The sequence below is a fragment of the Streptomyces sp. R-07 genome (assembly GCF_049913175.1).
Classification (GTDB): domain Bacteria; phylum Actinomycetota; class Actinomycetes; order Streptomycetales; family Streptomycetaceae; genus Streptomyces.
The window spans coordinates 2,196,882-2,220,702 of record NZ_CP183978.1; the positions used below are offsets into that span (position 1 = coordinate 2,196,882).

Consider the following 23,821-nt stretch of genomic DNA (forward strand, 5'->3'; position numbering starts at 1 on the left):
GGGACGGGATCTGGCAGACTCTCTCGCTATGGGTGAAACGACCGTGAAGAGCTTGGACAGCCGGACGACCCCGTCGACGTCACCCACCGTGGCCGACGAGGGCAGGTTCGCGCGGCTGCGCGCGCACACGCCCCGGCGCCCCACGATCTGGTTCGAGGTCGTGCTCATCGCGGTGAGTTACTGGCTGTACTCGCTCACGCGCAACGCGGTGCCCGAGCAGAAGACCCAGGCGCTGAGGAACGCCGACTGGATCTGGCGCACCGAGGAGTCCCTCGGCCTCGCCTTCGAGCACGCCGTCAACCATGCCGTGAACTCGGTGACATGGCTGATCGTGTCGATGAACTACTACTACGCGACGCTGCACTTCATCGTGACCATCGGTGTGCTGGTGTGGCTGTACCGGTGGCATCCGGGCCGTTACGCGGCGTTCCGTACGGTCCTGTTCGCGACCACCGGTGTGGCTCTGGTCGGTTACTACCTGTTCCCGCTCGCGCCGCCCCGGCTGATGAACGGCCAGGACTTCGTCGACACGGTGCTCGTCCACCACACCTGGGGCTCGATGGCCTCGGGCAACCTCAAGCACGTGTCGAACCAGTACGCGGCGATGCCGTCGATGCACATCGGCTGGTCGCTCTGGTGCGGACTGACCATCTTCCTGCTCGCCCGGGCGCCCTGGGCGAAGATCCTCGGTCTGCTCTACCCGACGGCGACCCTCGTCGTCATCGTCGCCACCGCCAACCACTTCTGGCTGGACGCCGTCGGCGGCATGATCTGCCTGTCCTTCGGCTTCTCCGTCTCGTACTTCTGGTACGGCTCCCGCCCGCACCGGCTGCCGAAGCTGGTGGAGCCGGCCGCCTCCACGGCCCGGGGCGTCACGCGGAGCGGTCCGCCCCCGGTGACGGGGACGGACGCTCCGGAGGAGCAGGAGGAGAAGGTCGGCTCCGGAAAGTGACTCGCCCGAGGCCGGCTCCGGAAAGTGACTCGCCCGAGGCCGGCTCCGGAAAGCGACTCGCCCGAGGCCTGCTCCGGAAAGCGACCCGCCCGACGCCTGCTCCGGAAAGTGACCCCGCCCCGGGTCAGCCCCCGTACGTGATCCGGCCGCCGGCGACGGTGAGCCGGACCGGTGCCTCGGCGGCCTCGTCCGCCGGGGCCTGGACCGGGTCCACGGCGAAGGCGCTGAGGTCGGCCCGGAAGCCCGGGGCGATCCGGCCCGCGACCGTCTCCTCCCCCGCGGCGACCGCCGCGTGCGTGGTCATCCCCTCCAGGGCCATCAGGCCGGTCAGCCCGTGCCGGGCCGCGGCCGCGCCGCGCGGGGCGCGGGCGGTGGCGAGGACCTGCCGGGCGTCGTAGTGGGCGATGGGCCAGTCGGAGCCGAGCGCGAGGTGCGCCCCGGCGTCCCGCAGGTCGCGGCAGCGCCAGGCGCGGGCGGCCCGCTCCTCGCCGAGCCGCTTGGACCACTCGTCGGTGTGGTCGGCGCGGGTGTACGCGGTGTGCGGGGGCTGCATCGACGCGACGACGCCGAGCGCGGCGAAGCGGCCGAGCTGGTCGTCGGGGACGGTCTCGATGTGCTCGATGCGGTGCCGGGGGCCGCCCGTACCGAGGCCTTCCACGGTGTCGAGGACGTGCCGGACGGCGGCGTCGCCGATGGCGTGGGTGGCGGTGCCGACACCGGCGCGGTGGAGGTGGCGTACGGCGGCGGAGTAGGCGGCCGGGTCGGGCCAGAAGGCGTCGGTGCCCTGGCCGTGGCAGTCGGCGTGCTCCAGCCAGGCGGTGCCGCCCTCGACGGTGCCGTCCATGAAGAACTTGACGCCGCCGACCGCCCACAGGCGTCCGGCCCGCTCCTGGAGCCGTACGAATCCGTCGAGCTCCTCGGGGGTGGCGCCGGGCATGCACCAGGGGGCGAGGCGGAGGCGGACCGGCAGGTCGCCGTCCTCCTCGATGCCGGCGAGCAGGCCGGGGACGTCGTGTCCGCCGAGGTCCATGACGTGGGCGGAGGTGAGGCCGGTGGCGGCCATGGCGCCGAGCAGCGCGACGAGCCGGTCGCGGCGCTCGGCGTACGGCTGGGTGGGCAGGACCGGGGTCATCAGGTCCATGGCGGCGTGCTCGACGAGGTGTCCGGTGGGGTGTCCGGCGGCGTCGCAGACGATCTCGGAGTGCTGGGCGAAGGCACGGGTGCCCTCGATGCCGGCGGCCTTGAGGGCGGTGGCGCTGACGAGGGCGGAGTGTCCGTCGTAGAGGCGCAGGTGGGCGGGGGCGCCGTCGAGGACGTCCTCGATCAGGTCGTGGTGGATCGGGCGGCCGCCGAAGACGTTGTGGTCGAGGCCGTGGCCGAGGACCCAGCCGTCACGGCGTTCGGCGGTGCGGAGGGCGGCGCGGAGTCCTTCGAGGTCGGTGATGCCGGACAGGTCGGTGCCGGTGAACGTCTCCAGGCCCCAGACGGGGTGGCTGTGGGCGTCGGTGAGGCCGGGGGTGAGGGTGGCGCCGGCGAGGTCGACCGTCTCGGTGCCGGGGCCGGCCCAGCCGCGGGCCTCGGCGTCGGTGCCGAGGGCAGTGATCAGTCCGCCACGGACGGCGACGGCCGTGGCGCCGCTGAGCTCGGGGTCGCGGACGCGGGCGTTGACGAGGACGAGGTCGGGTGCGGGCACGAGGGCTCTCCAGGGTCGGACGGTTCGGCGGCGAAGCGGGCGTAGGTCTCGGGGCGGGTGCGGCGGAGGCGGTACGCGAGGAGGAGCCCGAGGAGGAAGACGGCGGGGACGAGGGAGACGAGCACGGTGTTGACGGTGGTCGAGGCGCCGGTGAAGACATCGACCTTGGAGACGACGAGGGCGATCGCGCCGGCGAGCAGCACGGCGGCGACGACGGGCGCGACGACGGTGCGCAGGACGCCTTCGTCGTGGCGTACGCGGCGGAAGTAGAAGGGGATGGCGAGCGCGGCGAGCAGCTGGAGGGCCATCAGGCCGATGCCGCCGGGGGTGTTCACCCAGAGCAGCAGCTGGGTGTACGGGTCGGCTCCGGCGGCCGCGAAGCCGAGGACCACGGCGAGGCCGAGGGCGGTCTGGGCGACGCCCGCGACGTACGGGGAGCGGTGGCGGGGGTGGACCTTGCCGAAGGCGGGGGGCAGGACGCCCTCTTCGGCGAGGGCGAGGCCGTAGCGGTTGATCGCGTTGTGGAAGGCGAGGAGGGAGGCGAGGACGCTGGTGACGATGAAGACGTGCATCAGGTCGGCCGCCCAGCCGCCGACATAGGTGGTGATGGCGGCGAAGAAGAGCCCTCCGGTGTCGCCGGCGGCGGCCTCGACGACCTTGTCGTCTCCGAAGGCCTGGATGACGGTCCAGACGACGAAGGCGTAGAAGAGGCCGAGGAAGGAGACGGCGATGTAGGTGGCGCGGGGGATGGTGCGGGCGGGGTCGCGTGCCTCGCGGCGGTAGATCACGGTCGATTCGAAGCCGGTGAAGGCGGTGAACGCGAAGGCGAGGACGGCGGCGCTGCCGGGGACCAGGACGTTGCCGGGGGTGAAGGAGGCCAGGGAGAGGCCGTTCGCGCCGCCTTCGAGGAGCACGCCGCCCGCGAGCAGGACGAGGATGCCGGTCTCGGCGAGGAGCAGGACGCCGAGGACCTTGGCGCCGAAGTCGATGGAACGGAATCCGCCGTACCAGATGAGCAGCAGTCCGGCGAGGGAGACGGGCAGCCAGGGGATGTCGACGCCCCACAGGGAGTGGGCCGTGTCGGCGGTGGCGGTGCCGAGAAGGCCGTAGACGCCGATCTCCATGCCGTTGTAGCCGAGCATGGCGAGCAGGGCGGCGGCGATGCCGACCGGCTTGCCGAGGCCCCGGGTGATGTACGCGTAGAAGGCGCCGGCGCTGCGGACGTGGCGGCTCATGGTGGTGAAGCCGACGGCGAAGATCGCGAGGGTGATGCCGGCGAGGAGGTACCCGGCGGGGGCGCCGATGCCGCCGAGGACGATGGCGATGGGGGCGACGCCGGCCATGACGGTGAGCGGGGCGGCGGCGGAGACGACGAAGAAGGAGATGTCGGCGGTGGTGAGGGTGCCGGTTCTCAGCCCTGGGGGCTCGTCGGAGGTGGGTGAGGACATGGGTGGGGAAGCCCTTCCGCGGCAGTAAACCTAAAGGCTTTCGGTTGGCGCAATGTAACCTCGGCTCCGACGGTTCGGGAAGACCCGACGTGCAGCTGAACAGGGAGTGACGATTCATGGGCCGGCCGCGCAGACCCCTCCTCGACCGGGAGCGGATCACCACCACGGCGCTCGAGATCGTCGACGAGCAGGGGGAGTTCAGCGTCCCGCAGATCGCGAAGCGGCTCGGGGTGCAGACCGCCTCCGTCTACCACCACGTGGACGGCCGGGACGGAATCGTGGAGCTCCTGCGCGAGCGGGTGTGCGCCGCCATCGACTCGGGGGCCCTCGTCCAGGAGCCCTGGGACGCGGCCATGGCCGCCTGGGCCCGCTCCTACCGGGCCGCGTTCGCCGCCCACCCGCGGACGATCCCGATGCTCATGACCTCACCGGTGCGCGCCCCGAAGGTCCTCGACCAGTACGAACTGGCCGTCGGCCGCCTCCTCGACGCGGGCTTCGCGCTGCCGGACGTCATGCCCGTGATCATCGCCCTGGAGAACCTGGTGCTGGGCTCGGCGCTCGACCTCGCGGCACCGGAGACGATGTGGGTGGTGGCCGACGAGACGGCGACCCCACGCCTGGCCGGCGCCCTCGGCGCGGTCCCGGAGGGCCGCGCCGACCAGGCCTTCGAACTGGCCCTGACGGGTTATCTGAACCACGTGCGGACGCTGCTCGACACGGATCAGCTGTAGGACTGAAGTTCGATCAGATGCCCTTCGGGGTCGCGCAGATGGGCGGTCCGCAGGCCGGGCCCCCACTCCGGGCGGTCGGCCGCGCCGAGCACGGGAGCGCCGCCGGACGCCAGGCAGAGGGCGAGGGCCTTGTCCACGTCGTCCACCCGCAGCACGAGCATCGCGGTGTCCTGGGCCGGCGCCGGCCGGGCCGGCAGGGTCCCGGTGCCGAGGACGGAGGCCATCGCACCCCGGTCGAACAGCACCAGGACGGCCCGGCCGTCCACCTCCCAGTTGGCGTACGGACCGTCCGGCCCGCCCTTGTCGAGACCCGCGCCGGTCAGCGGCGGCAGGACCGTCGCGTAGAACCGGAAGCAGTCGGCGAAGTCGGTGACGAGCAGACGGGTGTACGGGACGTCCACGGCGGGCTCCTCGGTCGGGAACGGTCGGTCGGGGAAACGGTCGGTCGGCCGGCGCAACGGTCGGTCGACGCCATTGATCGGTCGCGACCCTACGCCCCGTAGAACAGCTCCTCGACGACGGCCCTGGCCCGGCGGGTGATGCGGCGGTAGTCGTCGACCATCTCGCCGACATGACCCGACTCGTACCCCAAGTACCGCCCCACCGCCGCGAGTTCGCGCGGGTCCGAGGGGAAGGTGTCGCCGGGGCGGCCGCGGACCAGCATCACCGCGTTGCGCACGCGGGTGGCGAGGACCCAGGCCTCGTCGAGGGTCTGCGCCTCCTCCGTCGGGATCAGGTCCGCCGCGTGGGCGGCGGCCAGGGCCTCGCGGGTACGGGTCGTCCGCAGGCCCGGCTCGACCCAGCCGTGCCGCATCTGGAGCAGCTGGACCGTCCACTCGACGTCGCTGAGGCCGCCGCGCCCGAGCTTGGCGTGGAGGGTGGGGTCGGCGCCGCGCGGCAGCCGTTCGGACTCCATCCGGGCCTTGAGGCGGCGGATCTCGCGGACCGCGTCCTCGCCGAGCCCCTCGGCCGGGTACCGCAGCGGGTCGACGAGTTCGATGAACCGCTCTGCCAGGTCCATGTCTCCCGCCATGGGTTCGGCGCGCAGCAGGGCCTGGCTCTCCCAGACGAGCGACCAGCGGCGGTAGTAGGCCTCGTACGACTTCAGGCTGCGCACCAGGGGGCCGCTCTTGCCCTCCGGGCGCAGATCCGCGTCGATCAGCAACGGCGGGTCGGCCGTGGGCAGTTGGAGCAGCCGCCGCATCTCGGCGACCACTCGGTTCGCGGCCCGGGCCGCCTCCTGCTCGTCGACGCCCTCGCGGGGCTCGTGCACGAACAGCACGTCGGCGTCGGAGCCGTACCCCAGCTCGTGACCGCCGAAGCGGCCCATGCCGATGACCGCGAACCGGGTCGGCAGCCGGTCGCCCCACTCGGCGCGCACGGCGGCCCGCAGGGCTCCGGCGATCGTCGACGCGTTGAGGTCGGTGACGGCCTCCCCCACCCGGTCGACCAGCGCCCCCGGGTCGTGCTCGCGGGGGCTGTCCTCGGTGCCGTACGAGCCGATGAGATCGGCCGCGGCGGTACGGAACAGCTCCCTGCGGCGCACCCCGCGGGCCGCCGCGACCGCCTGCTCGGCGTCGTCCGCGCGGCCCACCGCCGCCAGGACCTCCTGCTCCAGATGGTCCCGGCCGCGCGGCTTCAGCCCCTCGGGGTCGCCGAGGATCGCGACGGCCTCGGGGGCGCGGAGCAGCAGGTCGGGGGCGAGCCGGCCGGCGGAGAGGACGCGGGCGAGGTTCTCGGCGGCGGCGCCCTCGTCGCGGAGCAGCCGCAGGTACCAGGGGGTCTTGCCGAGGGCGTCGGAGACCTTGCGGAAGCCGAGGAGTCCGGCGTCCGGGTCGGCCGAGTCCGCGAACCAGCCGAGCAGCACCGGGAGCAGGGTCCGCTGGATCGCGGCCTTCCGACTCACCCCGGAGGCCAGCGCCTCCAGGTGGCGCAGGGCGGCGGCGGGGTCCGCGTATCCGAGCGCTTCGAGGCGCTGCCCGGCCGCCTTCGGGCTGAGCCGGATCTCGCCGGGGGCCAGCTGGGCGACCGCGTCGAGCAGCGGCCGGTAGAAGAGCTTCTCGTGCAGCCGCCGGACGACGGACGCGTGCCGCTTCCACTCCTTGTTGAGCGCGGCGACCGGGTCGGTGCGCAGCCCGAGGGAGCGGCCGAGGCGGCGCAGGTCGGCCTCGTCCTCGGGGACGAGGTGGGTGCGACGCAGCCGGTAAAGCTGGATGCGGTGCTCCATGGCCCGCAGGAAGCGGTACGCCTCGTCGAGCTGGGAGGCGTCGGCGCGGCCGACGTAGCCGCCGGCGGCGAGGGCGCCGAGCGCGCTGAGGGTGGTCCCGCTGTGCAGGGTGGCGTCGCTGCGGCCGTGCACCAGCTGGAGGAGCTGGACGGCGAACTCGACGTCCCTGAGGCCGCCGGGGCCCAGCTTGAGCTCGCGCTCGACCTGGGCGGCGGGGATGCCGGCGACGACGCGGCGGCGCATCTTCTGCACGTCGGGGACGAAGTTCTCCCGCTCGGCGGCCTGCCAGACCAGCGGGGAGACGGCGTCGATGTACTGGGCGCCCAGCTCCAGGTCGCCGGCCACCGCGCGCGCCTTCAGGAGCGCCTGGAACTCCCAGGTCTTCGCCCAGCGCTGGTAGTAGGCGAGGTGGGAGGAGAGGGTGCGGACGAGGGGGCCGTTGCGGCCCTCGGGGCGCAGATTGGCGTCGACCGGCCAGATGGTGCCCTCGACGGTGGTCTCCGAGCAGATCCGCATCAGGTGGGAGGCGAGCCGGGTCGCGGCCTGGATCGCCTTGCCCTCGTCGGCGCCCTCCGTGGGCTCCCCCACGAAGATCACGTCGACGTCGGAGACGTAGTTCAGCTCGTGGCCGCCGCACTTGCCCATCGCGATCACCGCGAGCCTGCACATGGCGGCGTCGGCGGGCGCGGCCGTACGGGCGATGGCGAGCGCGGCGCGCAGGGTCGCCGTCGCCAGGTCCGCGAGCTCGGCGGCGGCCTGGGCGACGTCGGTGGTGCCGCACACGTCACGGGCCGCTATGGCCAGGAGGCAGCGGCGGTAGGCGACCCGCAGCGACACCGGGTCGGTGGCCTCGGCGAGCCCCTGCTCGAACTCGGCGACCCCCGGGTGCAGGTCGACCGCCTCGTACGTGACGAGGGACTCCCAGTCGCGGGGGTGCCGGGCCAGGTGGTCGGCGAGCGCCTCGGAGGCACCGAGCACCCCGAGGAGCCGGTCCCGGAACGGCTTCGCGGACAGCAGCGTGGTGGTGAGGGTCCCCCGCTCGGTCTCCGGCTGCGCCTCGACGAGCCGGACCAGGCCGCGCAGGGCGAGGTCGGGGTCGGCGGTGGCGCCCAGGGCGTCGAGGAGGACGGAATCGTCGCGCAGGGCGGACAGCTCGGGCACGTCGAGGAGCCGTTCGGCCCCCGAGGGGTCGGTGAACCCGTGCCGCAGCAGACGTGAGAACGTGCTGCTCCTGCGTCCCGGCACCGTCATTCCGCCGCTCCCTCCGAGCACGTCCAAGGCCCGGGGCGAACCCGGGACATCGAGCCTATCCGGAGCGGGAGGCGCGGGCCCCCAGGCCTTCGGATCGCAGCGGATCACACGTGACGTCACGCACATCATTCGCTTTTCAGACTGAATGAACCGTATTCCTTGAAAGTTCGTCTTGCCTTCCGCAAGACCGCCCCTCCCGTCCGACCTCATGTGAAAGCACGCCACCGGAACATGCCCGTCCGCCGCCTCCGCCGCCCCGCCCTGTCCTTCCCGTCCCGCCGCGGGACCGCCGCGACGGTGGTGACGGCTGCCCTGGTGGGCGGCACCTTCGTCGGGCTCCTCTCGGCGACGGGCACTCCGCGCGCGGCCTCGGCGCACACGGCGGAGGGGGCGGGGGGCTCGGCGGAGCGCCCGGCGGCGCGGCCGCCCGCGAAGGTCCTGCCGGCCGAGGCGCAGGGCAAGCCGGGCAAGCCGAGGAAGCCGGGGGAGCCCGGGAAGGACCCCCGTTCCCCGGTCTCCGTCGTGCAGATCGTGGCCCACCCCGACGACGACCTGTTCTTCATGAACCCCGACGTCTCCCAGTCCCTGCACTCCGGCAGCCCCCTCACCGCCGTCTACCTGACCGCCGGCGAGTCCGACGGCGTCAACGCGCGCCCGCGCGACGCCGCCGCGGCCGCGCCCGACAAGGCGGGCTACGCCGAGGCCCGGCAGAACGGCATACGCGCCGCGTACGCCGAGATGGCGACGGGCAGCCGGACCAGCGCCTGGGACCGGGTCGCGATCCCGACGGACGGCGGCGGGTGGGCCGAGCTGGACACCCTGCGCGCCCGGCCGCAGATCAGGCTCGTGTGGCTGCAGCTGCGCGAGGCCGGCTCCATCAACGCCGACCGTCCGCACAGCCTCCACGGCCTCTGGGACGGCCGGATCGCCGCGCTCGCGTCCCAGCGCGCCGCCGGCACGCCGGTGGCCGCCGATTTCACGTACACGAAAGAGCAGGTCGTCGCCACGGTGACCGGGATCCTGGAGCGCTTCCGGCCGACCTTCGTCCGGATGCAGGACCCGAGCCCCGGCACGTACCCGAAGAGCGGGAAGTACCGCGACCACCAGGACCACCTGTTCGGGGCCCGGTTCGTGCAGGCCGCGCTCGCCCGGTACGCGGAGCTGCCCGGACACCCGCACGTCGGCGTGCAGAACTACCTCGGCTACCCGACCAGCGTCCTGCCGCACACCCTCGACCCCCAGACGGCCGGCGCGAAGCTGAAGACCCTCAAGACGTACGCCTGGCTGGACGGGGTCCACGACTGCGGGACCGACGCGGGCTGCGGCGACCTGAAGGTGGCCGCGCGGCCCGCCGGGCGGGGCTGGACCCAGACCGTCCGGTACGCCCGGGGCACCTCCACCTCCTGGGTCCAGGGCGACCCGGACGGCGGGCTGCACGCCTTCTCGGTGCTCGACGGGCGCCTCGCGGCCTGGCGGAAGCCGGCGGACGCCGTGGCCTGGCGCGGCCCGGAGCTGCTGCCCGGCGGTGGCCTCGACAGCGGCGTCACCTCCGTCACCCTGCCGGACGGCCGGATAGCCGTCTTCGGCACCCGTACGACCCTCGGCGGCGACGCGTCGGCCTACCGGCGCGAGGTCGTCACCACCGTCCAGTCCGCGCCCGGCGGCGCCTTCGGACCCTGGCACTCGCTCGGCACGCCCGAGCGGAACGACGCCGACGGCACCTCGGACATCAGCGCGCCCGCCGTGACCGTGGCCGACGACGGCCGGGCGACCCTGATCCTGCGCGACAGCCGCCACCGGCTGACGGCCCGCGAGCAGTCGGCCGACGGCGACTGGGGTCCGTGGCGGACCCTCGGCGGCGCGGAGGTGTACGGCGACCCGGCGGCGGCGACGGACGCGAACGGACGCGGGTACGTCTTCGCCAGCACCCCGAACACCGTCCTGGCCTGGGCCGCGCAGGGCCCGGGCGGGCCGCTGACGGGGCCGGAGCCGACCGGGCTGCCGCCGACCACCCTCGCACTGAGCGCGAGCGCGGCGCCGGACGGCGACGGCGTACGGCTCTGGTTCCGCAAGCCGGCCTCCGGTGACCTGCGGAGCGCCGACTTCTCCGGTACGGGCCCGGTCTCGCCGGTCACGGAACTCCCCGGCGCGGGCGTCGCGGGCTTCGGTCCGGTGAGCGGCGGGGACGGCCTGCTCGCGGTCCGTTCCCGCACCGGCTTCCTGGCGACGGCACCGCACGGCCGGACCGGGACGCGGCCCGTCTGGACCTTGGAGAAGTTCCTCTTCTCCGGCGCACCGGACGCCGGCACGGAGGGCGTCGCGACGATAGGCCTGGACGCCCACCTCCACTGGACCCCAGCACCCCACTGACGCCGTCCGCGCCGTGCCGGTGCCCCCCCGTTGTGGGCATACGTTCCGCAAGGGCGGAACGGGTGGGCACAACGGACGGCGCCCTTGCCGGCGCCAGAGGCTTCCGCGCCCGAACCCGCACCCCTTTGTGCGCCGCACACGTGGTGCGGGCAGGTACAGGGGGCGGAGGCGCCCGCAAAGGCGCCGTCCCGTGTGCCCACCCGTCCCGCCCCAGCGGGACGATTACCCACACGGGCGGGGCGGGGGCACCGCCCAGCGGGCGCGCGCCCGACCGGGCGGGCGGGCCCGGAGGGGGTGCGGCCCGCGCGGCGGGCCCGGCGTGGGCGGCGGCCGCGCGGCGGGGCGCCGGTCCGCGGGGGGGCCTGGGGCGTTCGGGGTGCGTGGGGATCGCCCGTGCGGGACCGTGGTCCCCATGAACTGGACCCTGGAAGTCGTCACCGTTCCCGTCACCGACATGGACCGGTCGAAGGAGTTCTACGGCGAGAGGTGCGGCTTCACGATCGATCTCGACAACGAGGTCGCGCCCGGGACCCGCGTCATCCAGGCGACCCCACCCGGCTCGCGCTGCTCGATCGCCCTGGTGAGCGGCATGCCGCCGATGCCCGGCACCAAGGAGACGAGCCCCGGCGGACTGCACGGTCTGCAGCTCTGCGTCACGGACATCGAGGCCGCGCGGGCGGAGCTCGAAGGCCGGGGCGTCGACGTCTCGCCCGTGATGCACGTCGGCGCGACGGGCTGGGAGGACGGCAAGGGCGGCACCTGGAACTCGTTCATGACCTTCGAGGATCCGGACGGCAACGGCTGGGTCGTGCAGGAGGCCCCGTCGGAGCTGTCGGAGCGCTGAGACCGGCCACGGCCCGCGCCGTCCAGTGCCCGGCGGCGCCGGGGCAGGCGGCGAGGTAGGCGGCGACCTCGGTGTGCGGCCAGGCCCCGGCCCGGCCGAGCCCGGCCGCCAGGTGCCGCAGGTAGGCGGCGGAGGGCGCCCGGAGGCCGTCGTCGCCCGGCATCGGCCAGGGGGCGGTGAACGTCATCACCGGGACCCCGTCGAGGACTCCGGGGCACACGAGCGTCTCGTACCGTCCTGCCCCCAGCGTGCGGCGCCCGGTGGCGCGGACCTCGGCCAGATCGAGGTCGGCGCCCGGCTCGCGGTACATCTCCTGGGCGGCGATGTCCGAGAACTGTCCGACCGTCAGCAGGTGTGCGACGCCCCAGGCGGTGCCGTCCGCCGCCGGGTCGTAGAAGGCGCGGCCGCCGCCCCACACGGGCGAGTCGGTCGCGAAGTACAGCCGCCCGGGCAGGACGACCGGCACGGACCGGGCGGGCGGGCGCCGGTCCCGGCATCCGGGGAACTCCCGGGCGGCGCCGGGCGGGCACCCGCCGTCGAGGTAGTACCGCAGGCGCTCGACGTGCGTGTTGGAGCCGTAGGCGGCGTACCAGACACGGGACTGGGGTTCCGGCATGAGGCCCGACGCTAGCGCGGACGGTGCGGGACGGGCCCCCGGAAACCCGGGTGTCAGAAACCCAGGTAGAAGTGGCGGAGCTTCTCGTCCTCCGCCACGCACGGCATCCCGGCGGCCTCCATGACCCGGTGCGAGGCCGGGTTGTCCAGGTCGGCGTCCCCCTTCACCCCGGCGGCGCCGGCCACCCGGGCGATCTCGAGAACAGCCCGCAGCGCCTCGGCGGCGTACCCGTTTCCGCGTACGGAGGGCACGAGGCCGTAGCCGATGGTGACGACCCCGAGCTCGTCCGGCGGCCCGTGGAACCCGATCCCTCCGACGGTGACGCCGTCGAGCCGTATGTCATAGAGCCGGAACGCCCCCGGATCCCCCCGCTCGGCGACCCCCCGCAGGAACCCGGTGGCCGCGCGGACGTCCCCGTCCCCGGGATACGCCTCCGCCCAGCGGTCCCCGTCACCGGACTCCCGGGCGACGATGCGCTCGGCTCCGGCGACGGTCATGGGATGCAGCACGAGCCGCGCGGTGGCGACGGATTCGATCTTCACTGCGGCAGTCTGGGCCGCGCCCCGCCTCCGGGCAACGGATTTTCCGTGCGGCCCTACCCCCGCGACGACGTACTCGCCCAGCGCCGCAGCGCCGCAGCGTTGCTCCGTTTGCGTGACCGCGCCCCGCCGGGCTCGCCCGAGACCGTCGCGAACGCCGTGACCGGCGTCCACCGGGGCCGGCCCCCGGGAGAGGTCCACCTGACGGCCGGGAGGGCCGTGACCCCGGTGACGACCGCCCGGGGTATCACCCGCGTCCGCACGTACCCGCGGACCACGACCCGGTCCGGTTCGCAGCGGACGCCCGCGCGGAACCCGCGGACGGCGAGGATCCCGCACACGACGACGACGGCCACCGCGACCGCCCGCTGCCACGCGGCCCCGGCCTCCGCCCCGTACGCGAGAGCGCCGAGACAGGGCGCGAGACCGGGCACCGTGTTGGCCACCCGGTTGACGAGAACAGGCACCAACTCGACGCCGCTCACCCCGCGGGACCTACAGCACCGGCAGGTTCTTGCGCAGCTCGAAGGCGGTGACCTCGGAGCGGTACTCCTCCCACTCCTGCTTCTTGTTGCGCAGGAAGAAGTCGAAGACGTGCTCGCCGAGCGTCTCCGCCACCAGTTCGCTCTTCTCCATCAGGGCGATCGCCTCCCCCAGGTTCTGCGGGAGCGGCTCGATGCCCATCGCGCGGCGTTCCGCGTCGGAGAGGGCCCAGACGTCGTCGTCGGCGCCGGCCGGGAGTTCGTAGCCCTCCTCGATGCCCTTGAGGCCGGCGGCGAGGAGGACCGCGTAGGTCAGGTAGGGGTTGGCGCCCGAGTCGATGGAGCGGACCTCGACGCGGGACGAGCCCGTCTTGCCCGGCTTGTACATGGGGACGCGGATGAGGGCGGAGCGGTTGTTGTGGCCCCAGCAGATGTACGAGGGGGCCTCGCCGCCCGAGCCCGCCGTGCGGGAGGAGCCGCCCCAGATGCGCTTGTAGGAGTTGACCCACTGGTTGGTGACGGCGGAGATCTCGCCCGCGTGCTTGAGGAGGCCCGCGATGAAGGAGCGGCCCACCTTCGACAGCTGGTACTCGGCGCCCGACTCGTAGAAAGCGTTCCGGTCGCCCTCGAAGAGAGACAGGTGGGTGTGCATGCCCGAACCCGGGTAGTCCGAGAACGGCTTCGGCATGAACGTCGCCTGCACGCCCTGCTCCAGTGCCACCTGCTTCATGACCAGGCGGAAGGTCATGATGTTGTCCGCCGTGGACAGCGCGTCGGCGTAGCGGAGGTCGATCTCCTGCTGGCCGGGCGCGCCCTCGTGGTGGGAGAACTCCACCGAGATGCCCATCGACTCCAGCATGGTGATGGCCTGGCGGCGGAAGTCCATGCCGACGTTCTGCGGGGTGTGGTCGAAGTAGCCCGAGTTGTCGGCCGGGGTGGGCCGGGTGCCGTCGAGCGGCTTGTCCTTCAGGAGGAAGAACTCGATCTCGGGGTGCGTGTAGAAGGTGAAGCCGAGGTCGGAGGTCTTGGCCAGGGCCCGCTTGAGGACGTACCGCGGGTCCGCGAAGGACGGCGAGCCGTCCGGCATGAGGATGTCGCAGAACATCCGGGCGGTGCCCGGGGCCTCGGCGCGCCACGGCAGGATCTGGAAGGTGCCCGGGTCCGGCTTGGCGATCATGTCCGATTCGTAGACGCGGGCGAAGCCCTCGATCGCGGAGCCGTCGAAACCGATGCCCTCGTCGAAGGCCTGCTCCAGTTCGGCGGGCGCCACGGCCACCGACTTGAGGAAGCCGAGCACGTCGGTGAACCACAGACGTACGAAGCGGATGTCGCGCTCTTCGAGCGTACGGAGCACGAATTCCTGCTGCTTGTCCATTTCCACACCCATCCTCGCTGGTCAGGCCGCCTGCTCCCACCGCCTCCGGTGCATCGGGGGGCACCTGAGCATCCCACCACATGGTTTCGCGCACGTTGCACACCCATACTGCCTGCTCGGGTGTGACTCAGGTAACGGGGGAGCGCCGGGATCGGGGTCCTCTTCCGCTCGTCCGGCGCCTGTCCGTCGGTACCGAGTGGTACCCCGTTCGGCCCACAGGGGCCTCGCGCCCACTACGATCTGCGCCCATGGGGGCCACACGGCTCGTACGCCCGTCCCGACACGCGCGTCCCATGGCACTGGCGAGTGCCGTGGCGACGCTCCTCGCCGCGCTCTTCCTCTGTCTGGGGACGGGGCCGGACGGGGAACGGGCCCACCACGAGGAGGGCCCGCGGGCGACGGCAGGCGCCACCGGCGAGGTCACGACCGCCGCCGGCGAGGTCACGGACGTCACCGGCGAGGCCACGGCCGTCACCGACGCGTACGTCTGCCCGTACGACCGCGGCGGCTGCTCCCTCTTCCCGTCCCTCTCCCCCGCGGTGCTCAGCGCGCCCCCGCTCGACACCCCGCTCCACGCGGAAGGCGGGCTCCCGCGTGTCGCGCCGCCTGCCGGTGACGGGCCGGCGCGCCGTTCGGACGCCCGGCCGCGGGCGCCGGACCTGCACGTCCTTCAAGTTCTCCGGACGTAGCGGCGGCGGGCGTCCCGCCGCCGAGGCGGGCGCGACGCCCCCGCACGTCCACCCCCGAACTCCACCCCACTCCTGAAGAAGGACGACATCACCATGGCCGCCAACCGCTCCGCCACCGCCGACCGCCGCGCCCGAATAGAGGAGATGCGCCGCGCCGAGCAGGCCCGCGAGCGCCGCAACCGCCTGATCACCATCGGCGTCTCGTCCGTCGTCGTGCTGAGCCTCGTCGGCTTCGGCACCTTCGTGCTGATGAAGAGGTCCGACGAGCAGGACAAGAAGGACGCCGCCGCCAAGGCCCCCATCGCGGCCGAGAAGTCCTGGGACGCGAAGAAGCTCGGCCGCAACCACGTGACGACGACCGTCAAGTACGACATGAAGCCGCCGGTCGGCGGTGACCACAACCAGGTCTGGATGAACTGCGACGGCGTCGTCTACGACAAGAAGATCCCCGACATGAACGCCGTGCACTCCCTCGAGCACGGGGCCGTCTGGGTGACGTACAACAAGAAGGCCTCCCAGGCCGATGTGAAGAAGCTGGCCGACAAGGTCGGCAAGACCAAGTACTCGCTGATGAGCCCCATGGACGACCAGACCGGGGCGATCACGCTGTCCGCCTGGGGCAAGCAGGTGACGGTGGACGGCGCGGACGACCCGCGCGTCGACGCCTTCTTCACCAAGTACGTGCAGGGCCCGCAGACCCCGGAGCCGGGCGCGGCCTGCACCGGCGGCATCGGCGCGGACGGCCAGGGCGGTACGGGGATGGGCCAGTGAGGCTCAGCCGTACGCAGGGGGCGGCGGTCGCCGCCGTCGCCCTCGCGGTGCTGTTCGCCGGGGGCGCGGTCACCGTCGCCTCCGCCGACCGTGACGAGGCCCCCGGCACCCCGGTCTCCACCTCGGCGGACGCCGGCTTCGCCCGGGACATGTCCGTCCATCACCAGCAGGCCGTCGAGATGTCGTTCATCGTCCGGGACCGGACGAAGGACGAGGAGGTCCGGCGGCTCGCGTACGACATCGCCAACACCCAGGCCAACCAGCGGGGCATGATGCTCGGCTGGCTCGACCTGTGGGGGCTGCCCAAGAACGAGTCCGGTGTCGAGCCGATGACCTGGATGGGCATGGGCGGCATGGGCGACGCGGGCCCGCTGGACGGGGCCCTGATGCCGGGCATGGCGACCAACGCGCAGCTGGACGAGCTGCGGAAGGCCAGCGGCCGGGACGCCGAGGTCCTGTACCTGAAGCTCATGACCGAGCACCACAAGGGCGGGGTCCACATGGCCGAGGGCTGTGTCCAGAAGTGCGGTGTGGACATCGAGCGGAACCTCGCGCAGGGCATGGTCGACGCGCAGAGGTCCGAGATGGCGCTGATGGCGGACATGCTGAAGAAGCGCGGGGCCTGACGCCCCCGTCCGTGACGGCCCACGGCCCCCGTGACCCGCTGCGGTCGCGGGGGCCGAGCCGTCCGCCGACAATGGGTGGGCTCGGGGAGTTCGTACGCATACGTCCGACGAAAGGTACGCACCCCATGACCACGGCGAAGGACATCATGCACCCCGGGGCCCAGTGGATCCCGGCACACGAGACGCTCGACCGCGCCGCGCAGATGATGCGCGACCTGAATGTGGGCGCACTGCCCATCGCCGACAAGAACGAACGGCTGTCCGGCATCATCACGGACCGCGACATCGTCGTCGGCTGTGTGGCCATGGGCCACGACCCGGCGAAGATCACCTGCGCTGAGATGGCGAAGGGCACCCCGCGCTGGGTCGAGTCGGACGCGGACGTGGGCGCCGTCCTGGAGGAGATGCAGAGCCACCAGATCCGGCGGCTCCCCGTCATCGAGGACAAGCGGCTCGTCGGAATGATCAGCGAGGCCGATCTGGCCCAGCACCTGTCGGACGAGCAGCTCATGGCGTTCTGCGCGAGCGTCTACGCCCCTTCCTGAACCGTCACGCGGGACCTGTCCCCGCTCCGAGCACCGCCCGGGCCACCGCGTCCGGGCGGTCGCGCATGACCAGATGGCCGGACGCCCCGGCCGCCGCGTAGCGGGCGACCGAGGAGTCGACGAGGACGAGGGCGGCGGTCCGGTCCGGGTGGAACTGCGCCGGGCGAGCGTCACCGCTCCCGCGCTCCGATCCGTACGCGGGTCCTCACCGGCTCCTCCTCGCGCGCCGGCGAGTACGCGAGTACGCGAGGACCGCGAGCCACACCGCCACCAGGAGGACCTGGAGCCGCCGGCCCGCGCCGAGCGACCAGGTGCCCTTCCCGCCCTCGAAGGCGGCCACGGCGGACGGGGTCCAGGCCGTGGCGGCGAGCTCCAGGGCGACGAGGACCGGGCCGGCACGGGCCGGGGCCGGCCAGTGGCCGTACGGGCGGGCGGCCACGGTCAGGGCGACGAGGGCCACGAGCGCGCCGGCCATCGCGAGGCCCCTCGGGGTCGGCGGTCGGCGCGCAGCGGAGCGGCAGCCGCGAGTCGACGGCGGTGGCGGCGCCGAAGACGGCGAGGGCGGTCCAGCCGGTGAGGAGCCAGGGGCGGCGGGCCCGGCCGGCCGCGAGGGCGGTCAGCGCGGCCGGCCAGGACCAGGAGGCCGGCCGCGAGGTCGGTGGCGCGGAAGAGGCCGCCGAGGGGGTTGGTCGGCGGCGGCCGGTGCGGAGACGTACGTCCGGACCGGGTCGAGCCCGGTCCGGACGAGGACTTCGAGGACCCAGGCGGTGTACGCGAGCGCGCCGAGAGCCGGCAGGACGGCGGCCGTACGCGTGACACTCCGGGGCATGGCGGGTCGAACGCTAGGGGGTGACGGAAGGTTCCCGGTGGTCGGGGTGGACCCAGCCGGGCTTGCGGTACTTGAGGAGTGCGGCCGGGATGACGAGGCCGAGGAGCAGCAGGCCGCCGCCGACGATCAGCAGGTAGCGCCAGAGCGGCTGGTTGCCGAACTGGTCGGGCGGGACGAAGCCGATGACGAGCGCGGCGACGGAGGCGACGAAGCCGATGCCGGCGACCCATGCCACGGCGGGGACGCGGAAGCCGCGTTCGACGTCCGGCTGGGTCCTGCGGAGCCTGACGACCGCCACGAACATCAGCAGGTAGGCGATGAGGTAGATCTGCACGGTGATGACGGAGAACATCCAGTAGGCGCTGGAGACGTCGTCGCTGAAGGCGTAGAGGATGCCGATCAGGGTGGTGACGACCCCCTGCGCGATCATGATGTTCTGCGGGGCGCCGTCCTTGTTGAACTTCTGCAGCGAGGGCGGCAGATAGCCCTCCTGCCGGGAGAGCAGGACGAGGCCCTTGGCGGGTCCGGCGAGCCAGGTGAGCATGCCGCCGAGCGCGGCGCAGACCAGCATGACGCCGACGACCTTGGTCATCCAGCCGATGGAGAAGTGGTCGAAGAAGGCCTGGAAGGCCTGCATCAGACCGGCGGTGAGGCTGAGCTGCGAGGACGGCATGACCCAGGCGATGGCGAGGGCCGGAAGGATGAAGATCAGCAGGACGAGGCCGGTCGCCAGGAACATCGACTTCGGGTACTCGCGCTTGGGCTCGCGCAGCGAGGAGACGTGGACGCCGTTCATCTCCATGCCCGCGTAGGACAGGAAGTTGTTGACGATGAGGACCAGGCTCGCGAGGCCGGTCCACGGCGGGAGCCAGTGGTCGGCGCTCATGGGCTGCGCGGAGGGGTTGCCCTGGCCGAGGAAGACGATGCCGAGGACGACGAGGAGCACGCCGGGGATGAGGGTGCCGATGACGAGACCGAAGGAGGAGAGGCCGGCGATCGTCTTCGTACCGCGCGAGGAGATCCAGACGCCGGACCAGTAGATGACGATGATGACGATCGCGACGTAGAGCCCGTTCTCCGCGAGGGAGGGGTCGATGACGTACGCGAAGGTCGAGGCGACGTACGCGAGCAGGCTCGGGTAGTACGCGATGGTCATGGCGAACTGGCACCAGACGGCGAGGAAGCCGAGGGGCTTGCCGAGCGCCTCGCTGACCCAGCGGTAGATGCCGCCGGACCAGCCGGAGGCGAGCTCGGCGCCGACGAGGGCGGTGGGGAGCAGGAAGACGAGGGCGGGGAGCAGGTAGAGGAAGATCGCGGCGAGTCCGTAGATGGCCATGGACGGCGAGGGCCGCAGGCTGGCGACGGACGCGGTGGTCATGAAGGCGAGCGTCAGCCAGGAGATGCTGTTCATTCCCGGGGGACGCCCCCGGCCCCCCTGTCGCTTCGTGCCGCCGTCCTGAGGGGCCGCCGTGTCGGTGACGGTGGGCCGTGCCGACTCTGCCGGTTCGTCAGTGGTCGTCATGGGGCCATGATCAGCGGGGTACGGCGGCCCCGCATGTCGGCGACGCGGGGCCCGGGCCCCTCGCCGTACGACATGGCCGCGCGGATCCCAGGACATAGCGTCGGTCTGACGATTACACTGGGCGGGTGCCTCAACTACGCCTCGCCCTGAATCAGATCGACTCGACCGTCGGAGACATCGCCGGGAACGCCGAGGCGATCGTGCACTGGACCCGGCACGCCGCCGGGCAGGGCGCGCATCTCGTCGCGTTCCCCGAGATGGCGCTGACCGGATATCCCGTCGAGGACCTCGCGCTGCGCTCCTCCTTCGTCGAGGCCTCCCGGGCGGCCCTGCACGGTCTCGCCCGGCGCCTCGCGGACGAGGGGTTCGGGGAGCTGCCGGTCGTCGTCGGCTACCTCGACCGCTCCGAGCGGGCCGAGCCGAGGCTCGGCCGGCCCGCCGGGTCGCCGGAGAACGCCGCCGCCGTCCTGTACGGCGGCGAGGTGGTGCTGCGCTTCGCCAAGCACCACCTGCCGAACTACGGCGTCTTCGACGAGTACCGCTACTTCGTGCAGGGCGACACCCTGCCGGTCGTCCGCGTCCACGGCGTCGACGTCGCCCTGGCGATCTGCGAGGACCTCTGGCAGGAGGGCGGCCGGGTGCCGGCGGCACGCAGCGCCCACGCCGGACTGCTCCTGTCGGTCAACGCCTCGCCGTACGAGCGGAACAAGGACGACACCCGGCTCGAACTGGTCCGCAAGCGGGCCCAGGAGGCCGGGTGCGTCACCGCGTACCTGGCGATGACGGGCGGTCAGGACGAGCTCGTCTTCGACGGCGACTCGATCGTCGTGGACGCGGCCGGCGAAGTCATCGCGCGCGCCCCGCAGTTCGTCGAGGGCAGTGTGATCCTCGACCTGGAGCTGCCGTCGGCCGAGCCGGACGCGCCCGAGGGCCTGGTGGACGACGGGCTGCGGATCGACCGGGTGGTGCTCTCCGGGGAGCCGCTGCCCGCATACGAGCCGGAGCTGACCGGCGGCTACGCGCACCGGCTCGACGACGACGAGGAGGTGTACTCGGCGCTGGTCATCGGACTGCGGGCGTACGTCGCGAAGAACGGTTTCCGTTCGGTCCTGATCGGCCTGTCCGGCGGCATCGACTCGGCGCTCGTCGCGGCGATCGCCTGCGACGCGCTCGGCGCGGACAACGTCCACGGCGTGTCGATGCCCTCGAAGTACTCCTCCGACCACTCGCGCGGCGACGCGGCCGAGCTGGCCCGCCGGACCGGGCTGCACTTCCGCACCGTGTCGATCGAGCCGATGTTCGACGCGTACATGGGCGCGCTCGGCCTCACCGGTCTCGCCGAGGAGAACCTCCAGTCGCGGCTGCGCGGCACGACGCTGATGGCGCTCTCCAACCAGGAGGGGCACATCGTCCTCGCGCCGGGCAACAAGTCGGAGCTGGCGGTGGGGTACTCGACGCTGTACGGCGACTCCGTCGGCGCGTTCGGGCCCATCAAGGACGTCTACAAGTCGACCGTCTTCCGGCTCGCCCGCTGGCGGAACCGGGCGGCCGAGGAGCGCGGCCAGACCCCGCCGATCCCGGAGAGCTCGATCACGAAGCCGCCCAGCGCCGAGCTGCGCCCGGGCCAGGTCGACACGGACTCGCTGCCGGACTACGAGGTCCTGGACGCGGTCCTCGCGCTGTACGTGGACCAGGACCAGGGCCGGGACGCCATCGTGGCGGCCGGGTTCGACGAGGAGCTGGTGACGCGGACGCTGCGGATGGTGGACACGGCGGAGTACAAGCGGCGCCAGTACCCGCCGGGCACCAAGATCTCGGCGAAGGGCTTCGGCAAGGACCGGCGGCTGCCGATCACGAACCGCTGGCGGGAGACGACGACGGGCTGACCGCCCGCCCCTGCGCCCCGAGGGGGCTTCCCGCGACGACGCGGGAAGCCCCCTCAGAGCTTCACGCGGGCGGCGATCGGGAGGTGGTCGCTCTTCGTCTCCGCCAGCGCCCAGGAGGACATCGGCTCGACGCCCTTGACCATGATCTGGTCGATGCGGGCCATCGGGAACGAGGCCGGCCAGCTGAAGCCGAAGCCGTCGCCCGCCGCGCCCTGGGTGGAACGCAGCTGCGAGGTCACGGCGTTGAGCGCGCGGTCGTTCATCGTGCCGTTGAGGTCGCCGAGGAGGACGATCCGCTCGTGCCGGTCGTCGGCGATGGCCTCGCCGAGCGCGTTGGCGCTGGTGTCGCGCTGGGTGGCGGTGAAGCCGGCGTTCAGCTTGACCCGTACGGACGGCAGGTGGGCGACGTACACGGCCACCTCGCCCTTCGGGGTGACGACGGAGGCGCGCATGGCGCGGGTCCAGCCCATGTGGATGTCGACGGGCTGCGCGGCGCGCAGCGGCAGCTTGCTCCAGAGCCCGACCGTGCCCTGGACGGAGTGGTGCGGGTAGGTCTCGGCGAGGCCCTTCTCGTAGACCGGGACCATGTCGCCCTTCAGCTCCTCCAGGGCGAGCACGTCGGCGCCGGAGGCGGCGAGCAGGCGGGCCGTGCCCTCGGGGTCGGGGTTGTCGGCGTTCACGTTGTGGGTGGCGACGGTCAGGTCGCCGCCCGGGGCCGACTTGTCGGCGACGAGACCGCCGAAGAGGTTGAGCCACACCACGGCCGGCAGCAGCAGGGCGATCAGCGCGGTGGCGGAGCGCCGCACGAGGGCGAGCACGAGGAGGAGCGGCACGAAGAGGCCGATCCAGGGGAGGAAGGTTTCGGTGAGGCTGCCCAGGTTGCCGATCCGGTTGGGGATGTCGGAGTGCAACACCATCAGCAGGGTCAGCGCCACCGCGGTCACGGCGAGCAGGATGCCCCGGCGCCAGATCCCCCGGTCGCGGCGGAGCCCGTCGAGCGCGGTCCGGAACCGGGACCGGGGACGCCCGCTCCCCGCGCCGCCGTGGTCGGTCTCCGTCATGTCCACCCGCGCCATCGCACTGTCCTCACTGCCTTGCTGCCTTGCTGCCTTGCCGCCGTGCTGTCCCGCTCCGTGACCCGACGTCGACACTAGGCGATGACGGGTCCGTCGTACTCCCCCAGGGACGACCATCGGTGCGTGGCGGGTTCCTGCAGGTGGCGCGGGCGGGGAGGCTGTGACAGAACGCGCACATTCGTGCCGGTCGGAGCGGTGGTGGCGGGATTCCGTCAGGTACGGGGACGCAGTCCCTCCATGACGGCGTCGACGACCCGCTCGGCGAGGCCGGGCTCCAGGGTGGCGCCGGGGCGGATGACGGTACGCAGCAGCAGGGGGCCGGTGAAGAGGTCGTTCACGAACTCGACGTCGAGGTCGTCGCGGATCTCGCCCCGCTCCATGCCGCGCCGCACCGTGTCCAGGCCGAGGCGGCGGCGCGGTTCGATGACGGTGTTCTGGTAGGCCTCCCACAGCCGGGGATAGGCCTGCATCTGCGCGAACACGTTGTGGAGCAGGGCGGAGGACCGCTTGGCGAGGCCGCGCTGCCGCAGCATCTCCAGGAGCATCACGAGGTCGTCCCGGACCGAGGTGCCGGTGAGGACCGGGTCGGGGGGCTCCACGGAGCGGAGCAGCTCGACGAAGAGCTCCTCCTTGCCGGGCCAGCGACGGTAGATGGTGGCCTTGCCGACGCCGGCGGTGCGGGCGATCCGCTCGATGGACAGCTCGGTGAGCGGAACGCCCTCCTCGAGGAGTCCGACGACGGCGTCGAAGATCGCCCTCTCAACCCCTTCGGACCGCGGCCGCCCCCGCCGGGACGCCTCCGGCGGAGGCGCGGAGGCCTCGGGCCCCGTCGGCTCGGAAGCGGACGCGACGGGCCCTGCGGGCTCGGGCGCGGGGGCCTCGGGCCCCGTCGCCTTGGGCGTGGAGGCCTCGGGCCCCGTCGGCTCGGAAGCGGACGCGACGGGCCTTGCGGGCTCGGGCGCGGGGGCCTCGGGCCGGGGCGCGGGCCCTGGTCCCGCCGACTCGGGCGCGGACGCCTCGGGCCCGGTCGACTCGGGCGCGGTCGACTCGGGCGCGGACGCCTTGGGCCCCGTTGCCTCGGGCACGGACGCCTCGGGCCCGGGCCCCAGTCCCGCCGGCTCGGCCGGCGTCCCGCCCAGGGCGGCCGGAGCCGGCCCGTCGTCCTGGGGTTCGGGGATCCCGCCGTCCTGCAGGGACACGTGCACGCCGCCTCTCGTCCGGGTACTGCCTGTCTTCCCCCGATTCTCCCGCGTTCCCCCGACCACGAGCACCGCACCCCTCGGAGCCGCACGGAACGGCCCCGGGTCACCCCCGGGCCGGGCCGAGCCCTCGCCGCACCAGGGTGGGCA

General features: G+C 73.0%; 20 protein-coding genes and 1 pseudogene. 9 read left to right on the plus strand and 12 right to left on the minus strand.

Going from position 1 to position 23,821, the window contains the following annotated elements; all coding sequences use genetic code 11:
- The first annotated feature begins 28 nt into the window (after positions 1 to 28).
- Positions 29 to 952, plus strand: coding sequence for a phosphatase PAP2 family protein (locus ACN9M0_RS09835; protein WP_426403445.1), 924 nt, complete (start codon positions 29 to 31; stop codon positions 950 to 952).
- A gap of 124 nt (positions 953 to 1,076) precedes the next feature.
- Here the strand turns inward: ACN9M0_RS09835 and ACN9M0_RS09840 are convergent, their stop codons facing one another.
- Positions 1,077 to 2,645: an amidohydrolase gene (locus ACN9M0_RS09840; RefSeq protein WP_426403446.1), complete on the minus strand. Its 1,569-nt coding sequence runs from the start codon at positions 2,643 to 2,645 to the stop codon at positions 1,077 to 1,079.
- The gene (locus ACN9M0_RS09845; RefSeq protein ID WP_366038030.1) at positions 2,555 to 4,093 is read right to left on the minus strand and encodes an APC family permease; all 1,539 of its coding nucleotides are present in this window, start codon (positions 4,091 to 4,093) and stop codon (positions 2,555 to 2,557) included. The genes ACN9M0_RS09840 and ACN9M0_RS09845 overlap by 91 nt, the downstream gene beginning before the upstream one ends.
- Positions 4,094 to 4,209: 116 nt before the next feature.
- On the opposite strand from ACN9M0_RS09845, the gene ACN9M0_RS09850 reads away from it, so the two are divergent.
- Complete coding sequence (locus tag ACN9M0_RS09850) at positions 4,210 to 4,824, plus strand: TetR/AcrR family transcriptional regulator (protein ID WP_366038029.1); 615 nt, start codon at positions 4,210 to 4,212, stop codon at positions 4,822 to 4,824.
- On the opposite strand, the gene ACN9M0_RS09855 is transcribed toward ACN9M0_RS09850, so the two are convergent.
- Both ACN9M0_RS09855 and ACN9M0_RS09860 read right to left on the minus strand, forming a co-directional pair.
- Positions 4,815 to 5,225, minus strand: a complete 411-nt coding sequence (locus ACN9M0_RS09855; RefSeq protein WP_366038027.1) for a VOC family protein — start codon at positions 5,223 to 5,225, stop codon at positions 4,815 to 4,817. The two genes, ACN9M0_RS09850 and ACN9M0_RS09855, sit on opposite strands and share 10 nt — an antisense overlap.
- Before the next feature lie 89 nt (positions 5,226 to 5,314).
- Entirely contained in the window at positions 5,315 to 8,302 is a 2,988-nt protein-coding gene (locus ACN9M0_RS09860; protein WP_366038026.1) for a bifunctional [glutamine synthetase] adenylyltransferase/[glutamine synthetase]-adenylyl-L-tyrosine phosphorylase, read from the minus strand.
- A gap of 231 nt (positions 8,303 to 8,533) precedes the next feature.
- Here ACN9M0_RS09860 and ACN9M0_RS09865 point away from each other — a divergent pair, with 231 nt between their 5' ends.
- Positions 8,534 to 10,672: a PIG-L family deacetylase gene (locus tag ACN9M0_RS09865; protein ID WP_366038025.1), complete on the plus strand. Its 2,139-nt coding sequence runs from the start codon at positions 8,534 to 8,536 to the stop codon at positions 10,670 to 10,672.
- 412 nt (positions 10,673 to 11,084) lie between these two features.
- Positions 11,085 to 11,516 (plus strand): VOC family protein, encoded by a 432-nt coding sequence (locus tag ACN9M0_RS09870; RefSeq protein WP_366038024.1) that lies wholly within the window; start codon positions 11,085 to 11,087, stop codon positions 11,514 to 11,516.
- On the opposite strand, the gene ACN9M0_RS09875 is transcribed toward ACN9M0_RS09870, so the two are convergent.
- Genes ACN9M0_RS09875 through ACN9M0_RS09890 form a run of 4 tightly spaced genes read right to left on the minus strand, consistent with a single transcriptional unit; the run spans position 11,443 to position 14,528 of the window.
- Complete coding sequence (locus ACN9M0_RS09875) at positions 11,443 to 12,132, minus strand: histone deacetylase (RefSeq protein WP_366038023.1); 690 nt, start codon at positions 12,130 to 12,132, stop codon at positions 11,443 to 11,445. The genes ACN9M0_RS09870 and ACN9M0_RS09875 overlap by 74 nt on opposite strands.
- 53 nt (positions 12,133 to 12,185) lie before the next feature.
- Positions 12,186 to 12,674, minus strand: a complete 489-nt coding sequence (locus ACN9M0_RS09880) for a GNAT family N-acetyltransferase (RefSeq protein ID WP_366038022.1) — start codon at positions 12,672 to 12,674, stop codon at positions 12,186 to 12,188.
- A gap of 53 nt (positions 12,675 to 12,727) precedes the next feature.
- Positions 12,728 to 13,117 (minus strand): hypothetical protein, encoded by a 390-nt coding sequence (locus tag ACN9M0_RS09885; RefSeq protein ID WP_426403447.1) that lies wholly within the window; start codon positions 13,115 to 13,117, stop codon positions 12,728 to 12,730.
- 49 nt (positions 13,118 to 13,166) lie between these two features.
- The gene (locus tag ACN9M0_RS09890; protein ID WP_015033133.1) at positions 13,167 to 14,528 is read right to left on the minus strand and encodes a glutamine synthetase family protein; all 1,362 of its coding nucleotides are present in this window, start codon (positions 14,526 to 14,528) and stop codon (positions 13,167 to 13,169) included.
- A 293-nt stretch (positions 14,529 to 14,821) separates the two neighbouring features.
- Between ACN9M0_RS09890 and ACN9M0_RS09895 the strand changes: the two genes are divergently transcribed.
- From ACN9M0_RS09895 to ACN9M0_RS09910, 4 genes are all read left to right on the plus strand, one after another.
- Positions 14,822 to 15,217, plus strand: a complete 396-nt coding sequence (locus ACN9M0_RS09895) for a hypothetical protein (protein ID WP_366038020.1) — start codon at positions 14,822 to 14,824, stop codon at positions 15,215 to 15,217.
- Positions 15,218 to 15,310: 93 nt separating this feature from the next.
- A complete protein-coding gene (locus ACN9M0_RS09900; protein WP_366038019.1) occupies positions 15,311 to 15,988 on the plus strand; it encodes a DUF3105 domain-containing protein in 678 nt (225 codons plus the stop codon).
- On the plus strand, positions 15,985 to 16,614 hold the full coding sequence (locus ACN9M0_RS09905) for a DUF305 domain-containing protein (RefSeq protein ID WP_366038017.1): 630 nt from the start codon (positions 15,985 to 15,987) through the stop codon (positions 16,612 to 16,614). The genes ACN9M0_RS09900 and ACN9M0_RS09905 overlap by 4 nt, the downstream gene beginning before the upstream one ends.
- Before the next feature lie 125 nt (positions 16,615 to 16,739).
- Entirely contained in the window at positions 16,740 to 17,159 is a 420-nt protein-coding gene (locus ACN9M0_RS09910; RefSeq protein WP_366038016.1) for a CBS domain-containing protein, read from the plus strand.
- Positions 17,160 to 17,364: 205 nt separating this feature from the next.
- Here the strand turns inward: ACN9M0_RS09910 and ACN9M0_RS09915 are convergent, their stop codons facing one another.
- The gene (locus tag ACN9M0_RS09915; protein WP_426403448.1) at positions 17,365 to 17,634 is read right to left on the minus strand and encodes a hypothetical protein; all 270 of its coding nucleotides are present in this window, start codon (positions 17,632 to 17,634) and stop codon (positions 17,365 to 17,367) included.
- A gap of 367 nt (positions 17,635 to 18,001) precedes the next feature.
- On the minus strand, positions 18,002 to 19,510 hold the full coding sequence (locus tag ACN9M0_RS09920; RefSeq protein ID WP_366038014.1) for an APC family permease: 1,509 nt from the start codon (positions 19,508 to 19,510) through the stop codon (positions 18,002 to 18,004).
- A gap of 125 nt (positions 19,511 to 19,635) precedes the next feature.
- Between ACN9M0_RS09920 and ACN9M0_RS09925 the strand changes: the two genes are divergently transcribed.
- On the plus strand, positions 19,636 to 21,396 hold the full coding sequence (locus ACN9M0_RS09925; RefSeq protein ID WP_366038012.1) for an NAD+ synthase: 1,761 nt from the start codon (positions 19,636 to 19,638) through the stop codon (positions 21,394 to 21,396).
- Positions 21,397 to 21,449: 53 nt separating this feature from the next.
- Here the strand turns inward: ACN9M0_RS09925 and ACN9M0_RS09930 are convergent, their stop codons facing one another.
- Positions 21,450 to 22,472 carry an endonuclease/exonuclease/phosphatase family protein gene (locus ACN9M0_RS09930; protein ID WP_366038011.1) on the minus strand — a complete coding sequence of 341 codons (1,023 nt, stop codon included), beginning with the start codon at positions 22,470 to 22,472 and terminating at the stop codon, positions 21,450 to 21,452.
- Between the two features lie 212 nt (positions 22,473 to 22,684).
- Positions 22,685 to 23,275: pseudogene (locus ACN9M0_RS09935) on the minus strand (TetR/AcrR family transcriptional regulator); the annotation flags it as partial.
- Positions 23,276 to 23,821 lie beyond the last annotated feature (546 nt).

What these genes read in the sequence shown, in the direction of transcription:
- ACN9M0_RS09845 (WP_366038030.1), bottom strand. Translation starts at nt 4,093, where the DNA reads ATGTCCTCACCCACCTCCGACGAGCCCCCAGGGCTGAGAACCGGCACC.
- ACN9M0_RS09910 (WP_366038016.1), top strand. Translation starts at nt 16,740, where the DNA reads ATGACCACGGCGAAGGACATCATGCACCCCGGGGCCCAGTGGATCCCG.
- ACN9M0_RS09870 (WP_366038024.1), top strand. Translation starts at nt 11,085, where the DNA reads ATGAACTGGACCCTGGAAGTCGTCACCGTTCCCGTCACCGACATGGAC.
- ACN9M0_RS09920 (WP_366038014.1), bottom strand. Translation starts at nt 19,510, where the DNA reads ATGACGACCACTGACGAACCGGCAGAGTCGGCACGGCCCACCGTCACC.
- ACN9M0_RS09875 (WP_366038023.1), bottom strand. Translation starts at nt 12,132, where the DNA reads ATGCCGGAACCCCAGTCCCGTGTCTGGTACGCCGCCTACGGCTCCAAC.
- ACN9M0_RS09900 (WP_366038019.1), top strand. Translation starts at nt 15,311, where the DNA reads ATGGCCGCCAACCGCTCCGCCACCGCCGACCGCCGCGCCCGAATAGAG.
- ACN9M0_RS09865 (WP_366038025.1), top strand. Translation starts at nt 8,534, where the DNA reads ATGCCCGTCCGCCGCCTCCGCCGCCCCGCCCTGTCCTTCCCGTCCCGC.
- ACN9M0_RS09860 (WP_366038026.1), bottom strand. Translation starts at nt 8,302, where the DNA reads ATGACGGTGCCGGGACGCAGGAGCAGCACGTTCTCACGTCTGCTGCGG.
- ACN9M0_RS09835 (WP_426403445.1), top strand. Translation starts at nt 29, where the DNA reads ATGGGTGAAACGACCGTGAAGAGCTTGGACAGCCGGACGACCCCGTCG.
- ACN9M0_RS09895 (WP_366038020.1), top strand. Translation starts at nt 14,822, where the DNA reads ATGGCACTGGCGAGTGCCGTGGCGACGCTCCTCGCCGCGCTCTTCCTC.
- ACN9M0_RS09890 (WP_015033133.1), bottom strand. Translation starts at nt 14,528, where the DNA reads ATGGACAAGCAGCAGGAATTCGTGCTCCGTACGCTCGAAGAGCGCGAC.
- ACN9M0_RS09930 (WP_366038011.1), bottom strand. Translation starts at nt 22,472, where the DNA reads ATGGCGCGGGTGGACATGACGGAGACCGACCACGGCGGCGCGGGGAGC.
- ACN9M0_RS09850 (WP_366038029.1), top strand. Translation starts at nt 4,210, where the DNA reads ATGGGCCGGCCGCGCAGACCCCTCCTCGACCGGGAGCGGATCACCACC.
- ACN9M0_RS09915 (WP_426403448.1), bottom strand. Translation starts at nt 17,634, where the DNA reads ATGGCCGGCGCGCTCGTGGCCCTCGTCGCCCTGACCGTGGCCGCCCGC.